The following is a 4,759-nucleotide window of genomic DNA, read 5'->3' as shown; positions in this document are numbered from 1 at the left end:
GTGATCGCTAAAATCTTTGTCAATAAGCAGGGTTTAACGAGATTATTTTTACGTCTATTGAGAATAGTCTAGTCTTATTGACATGATGCGGCCGCCCTGACAATGCCCTGCTGGCGCATTTGCTCAACTTGCTCACGTAGTGCTTCATTTAGATTGAAGCCGGACTGCCAGCGCATCGTCTGTACCAGTTGCCGCACATCTTCAAGGCATTGGCTTGCTAATAAGGCGGCATTGTCTACCGAGTGAAAGGACTTGGCTAAATCACGATCGCGCAATTTCTGAGCAACTTCCAATTGTACTCCCAATGAGGTGAGAGTGTGCCCTAAGGAATCATGAATTTCACGCGCAATCCGCAAACGTTCTAGTTTGGCACCTAACACTTCTACTTCTTGGGACAATGCTTCTGCCTGCTGGCGGCTTTCGCGTTCTGCCACGATGACAAAGCCAAGCAAAACGACAAAAATACTGGCACTGGCATAATACAGCAATGCATGCAGCAGTGTGATGTACAAATTAGACTGCAAAGTGACACTATCAAACTCTGGGAGTTTTCGTTGAATTAGTGACGGATATAGCCAGGCAAAACTAGTCAACCAGACCACTCCACCCATAATATTGGTCAAAATAACTTCGCGGCGACTCAACAAGAAACACGCCTTGATCAGTAGTAGATAAAGTATAAAGCTAAGTTCGATGCCAGACGCAATCGCAACGCCCGTTAACCCCACTTCCAGCGCAATATAAGTGCGGCGCTGCCAAAGCGGGCGATCGAGCGGTAAGATAAAGCTGAGACAGAAAAAGAGCGTGCTAAACGCGACACATTTGACGATTAGCTCAGGTGTGGAGGCTTCATCAAGCACATAAATCAAGATTGTCATGAGTAGCAGGAGCCATTCGCCAAAGCGCAGTGTCCGACGGAGTGATGGAGAAGAGCCAGCGTCTAGATTCATTGAATAGATTAACCATCCTGTTCTCTCTAGTTTGCGCGATCGCCTGCCAATCCAGGTATGACACCTATCAAGATTAGACATGACAAGTGTCATCCGTTTCAATGATAGCTATAGGTATCAGAAACGCTGTGGATAGATTTAGATGGTTTGTAGATGAATCATCCAACCAGCCATGCAGCCAGACCACTCAAATTCTCAAACTGCCATTCACCATTTAGCAAGGCTGAGTGATTGTGTCTTTGCCCTGGCGATGGCAATTACCTTCGTGGGATTTAAACTGCCAGAAACTGTTCAATTGCTGTCAAATTTGGAAGTCAACCAATTTCTGACTGGACAACTTAAGTCCCTTGGCATCTATATCATCGCTTTTATTCTGGTTGCCTTTTATTGGATTAACCACACTCAGCAGTTTAGTTACTTCAAACGGACTAATGAAACTCACTTATTTATCTATACCTTGTACTTGATGTGTTTATTAGTGATTCCGTTCTCGAATGATCTTGTTTTTAGGCTATCCAGCAATCCTTTTGCCAAGATTTGGTTTAACACCAATATTTTTCTCATTGGATTGCTCTCGTTTACAAGCTGGATCTATGCAACTCACCAAAATCGGTTAGTGGGTGAAGATTTAGATATTCAAATCATTCGATCGATGCAAGTGAAAGCACTAATTGAACCTGTTTGTGCCTTAATGTCAATTCCAGTCGCGCTGGTTAGTCCAGACTTTTCAGATATAGTCTGGTTGTTAATTCCAGTTGTCTCCCTAGTTCTGAATAAAGCTCTCAGGCAAACTTCTAGGTCTAATGTAATGCCAGTTTCAAATCAATTGGTTGAGTAATTGCCTCAAGCTTGTTACTTAATTTGCCATTTCAAATTTCATCGTCTCCGCTATCCGCTACCGCCCGCATGACCATCATGAATTTACAGTTACTGTCGAAATCATCTAATCGCTGGATGCTTGCGTTGATCGTTGTTGCATCTACCATTACAGCAGGAATTGCTTACTATGGCATTTCGCAATTTGTTGTAGAGAAACCAGCAGAGAACACTCAGACTACCCCAACGATTCAGTCTATTGTGGCACTGGGGCGGTTGGAACCTGAAACTGAGGTGACAAAAGTGTCAGTTCCAGCCACGCTCAGTAACGATCGCGTGGCTCAACTGCTTGTCAAACGAGGCGATCGAGTCCAAGCTAATCAAGTAATTGCGATTCTAGACAGCTACGATCGGTTACAAGGCGCTCTCCTAGAAGCCGAACAACAAGTTGCCGTTGCCCAAGCAGAGCTTGCCCAGGTTAGAGCCGGAGCAAAATTGGGTGAAATTGAGGCACAACAAGCAGAGATTGGACGTTTGCAAGCGGAATTAGCAGGTGAAACTCGGCAACAGCAAGCAACCTTAGCGAGTTTAGAGGCTGAAGTTAATAATGCCCGCTCTGAATACAATCGCTATCAATCGCTCTATCAGGAGGGAGCCATTTCTGCATCTCAGTTTGACCAGAAGCGATTAGCTTTCCAAAAAGCGCAAGCACAGTTCAATGAAGGCAAAGCAAATCAAAGCCGGACGACTGATACATTGCAAGCGCAGATTGAGTCCGCTAGGGCAAACCTCGATCGCATTGCTGAAGTGCGTCCAGTAGATGTGCAGACGGCACAGGCAAAAGTGGAGCAAGCGAGCGCCGTAGCTCAACGAGCAAAAGCAGATTTGAGACAAGCAGAGGTGCGATCGCCCCAAGCAGGACAAATTCTGGAAATCTATGCCAATGCGGGAGAAGTGGTTAATGAAAAAGGCATTGCCGATCTGGGGCAAACCCGCCAAATGCGAGTGATTGCCGAAGTTTATCAAAGTGACATCAAGAAAATTCGCATCGGGCAACAGACATTAATTACAGGTGAACCATTTTCTGAAGAATTGCGCGGCATAGTCGAAGAAATTGGGCTGCAAGTGAGCCAGCAGGAGATCTTCAATAATCAACCGGGCGAGAACCTGGATCAGCGGGTGGTTAAAGTTAGAATTCGTTTGAATGCAGCCGACAGCGATCAGGTTTCAGGGCTGACTAATTTACAGGTACAGGTCGCTATCTAACCATAAAGCGTTCATATTCTCGCCGATAACCAATCAGTTGATTCATACTTTAACCGAGGAAAACACGTGCAGTTATTCTATACAACGCAGTTAAAGAACCTTTCAGACTGTGAAATGGAAGTTCTTAAATTAATGGTTGAAGGACAAAGTAACCCTGAAATTGCTGGTGTGTTGTATCTCAGTCCCAATACTGTCAAAACGCATATCAGAAGTATCCTTAACAAATTTGGAGTTGATAACCGCGTTCAAGCGGTTGTTTTTGCCCTCCGTCGTGGTCTGGTATAAAGTGGGGAAAAAGTGATCTATGTTGCGTAACCTATTCCGTAAAACACCGCTGGCATGGTTTCAGCTAAAACGAGAAAAAACCCGTCTTGTAGTGGCTTTAGCGGGGATTGCCTTCGCCGATATTCTGATGTTTTTTCAACTGGGATTGCTCGATGCTCTGTTTGAGTCTGTCGTAAAACCCTACACCTCGCTGCAAGGGGATCTATTCCTGATTAACCCGTTGTTTGAGAGCCTAAATGTGGTCAGAAGCTTTCCCAGAAAGCAACTATATCAGGCGGCAGGAGCTAAAGAAGTTGAATCGATTAACTATCTCTACATTGGTCAGGGCGAGTGGCGAAATGCTCAAACCCGAACGAATCAGCCCACAATGGTATTTGCTATTAATCCTAATAACTCAGCTATTACGCTACCAGACGTACAAGCACACCAGAATGAATTGAAGTTGCTGAACCGAATGCTCTATGATCGTGCCGGTGCGGAACAGTTTTTTGGCAATGTAGTTGAAGAACTTCAGCAGTCTGGCTCAGTGCCAATTCAGTTTAATAACTTTCAAGTCAAGGTAGTTGGAACGTTTGTCATGGGAGCATCATTCGCTGCCAATGGGAATGTAATTACTAGTCATTCAACTTTCCTTCGGCTCTTTCCAGCCCGTAAGCCCGATGAAATTGATATTGGAGCCATCCAGTTGAAACCGGGCACCGATGTTAAGCAATTTAAGGCTGCGATACAATCGGAGCTTGAAAATGTGCTGATCCTGACGCATGAAGAGTTTGTTGAACACGAAAAGAAATACTGGGAAACCACCAGTCCGATCGGGATTTTGTTTGGGTTTGGCGCAATCATTGGTTTTATCGTTGGCACCATTATCGTTTATCAAATTCTCTATTCCGATGTATCAGACCATTTGCCAGAATATGCCACGTTGAAAGCAATGGGATATAGCGACGGTTACTTGATTGGCGTACTCATCCAGGAAGCGCTGATTATGGCTGTTTTAGGATTCATCCCAGGGTTTGTCATTTCGATCGGGCTGTATTCTGCTGCTGCTGCTGCGACTTTTCTGCCGATCGGCATGACAGTCAGCCGCGCAGTGCTTGTGTTGACCTTGACGATTGTAATGTGTGCCGCATCAGGAGGAATCGCGATGCGAAAATTGCAATCTGCTGATCCGGCTGATATTTTCTAGTTCTTACCTGGTGTAATCAGATGCCATCCTTACTTGCTTATCTTGTTGCGATCGCAGCACTAGACAGCCTCAACCCCACTACTACAGCAGTCCAAATGTATCTGCTCAGTACTCCTAAGCCAGTGCCTCGCTCAGTTTCATTTATTGCGGGAGTATTTATCACTTATTGGACAGCCAGGGCGAACGCATCTTATTTACTAATAAAAACTAAGAAAGATTTTAAAATGACATAAATAATTGTAGGAATTGAGTGAAT

Annotated in this window: 5 protein-coding genes and 1 pseudogene; 5 read left to right on the top strand and 1 reads right to left on the bottom strand. The window is 44.7% G+C overall.

Annotated features, from left to right (window positions below; all coding sequences use genetic code 11):
• Positions 1-74 precede the first annotated feature (74 nt).
• Positions 75-1,031 (bottom strand): histidine kinase, encoded by a 957-nt coding sequence (locus H6G26_RS38535; RefSeq protein WP_190737007.1) that lies wholly within the window; start codon positions 1,029-1,031, stop codon positions 75-77.
• A gap of 91 nt (positions 1,032-1,122) precedes the next feature.
• On the opposite strand from H6G26_RS38535, the gene H6G26_RS38530 reads away from it, so the two are divergent.
• From H6G26_RS38530 to H6G26_RS38510, 5 genes and pseudogenes are all read left to right on the top strand, one after another.
• A complete protein-coding gene (locus H6G26_RS38530; RefSeq protein ID WP_190737005.1) occupies positions 1,123-1,788 on the top strand; it encodes a TMEM175 family protein in 666 nt (221 codons plus the stop codon).
• Positions 1,789-1,865: 77 nt separating this feature from the next.
• On the top strand, positions 1,866-3,032 hold the full coding sequence (locus tag H6G26_RS38525; RefSeq protein ID WP_190737003.1) for an ABC exporter membrane fusion protein: 1,167 nt from the start codon (positions 1,866-1,868) through the stop codon (positions 3,030-3,032).
• A 96-nt stretch (positions 3,033-3,128) separates the two neighbouring features.
• Positions 3,129-3,317 (top strand): annotated as a pseudogene (locus tag H6G26_RS38520) (response regulator transcription factor); the annotation flags it as partial.
• 19 nt (positions 3,318-3,336) lie between these two features.
• Positions 3,337-4,503, top strand: coding sequence for an ABC transporter permease DevC (gene devC / locus H6G26_RS38515; RefSeq protein ID WP_190736999.1), 1,167 nt, complete (start codon positions 3,337-3,339; stop codon positions 4,501-4,503).
• Positions 4,504-4,523: 20 nt separating this feature from the next.
• Entirely contained in the window at positions 4,524-4,736 is a 213-nt protein-coding gene (locus tag H6G26_RS38510) for a hypothetical protein (protein WP_190736997.1), read from the top strand.
• The last annotated feature ends 23 nt before the right edge of the window (positions 4,737-4,759 follow it).

This window comes from Nostoc sp. FACHB-888 (genome assembly GCF_014696655.1).
GTDB lineage: Bacteria > Cyanobacteriota > Cyanobacteriia > Cyanobacteriales > Nostocaceae > Nostoc.
Note: the sequence above shows the minus strand (reverse complement) of the source record. Positions and strands in the feature narration are given on the sequence as shown.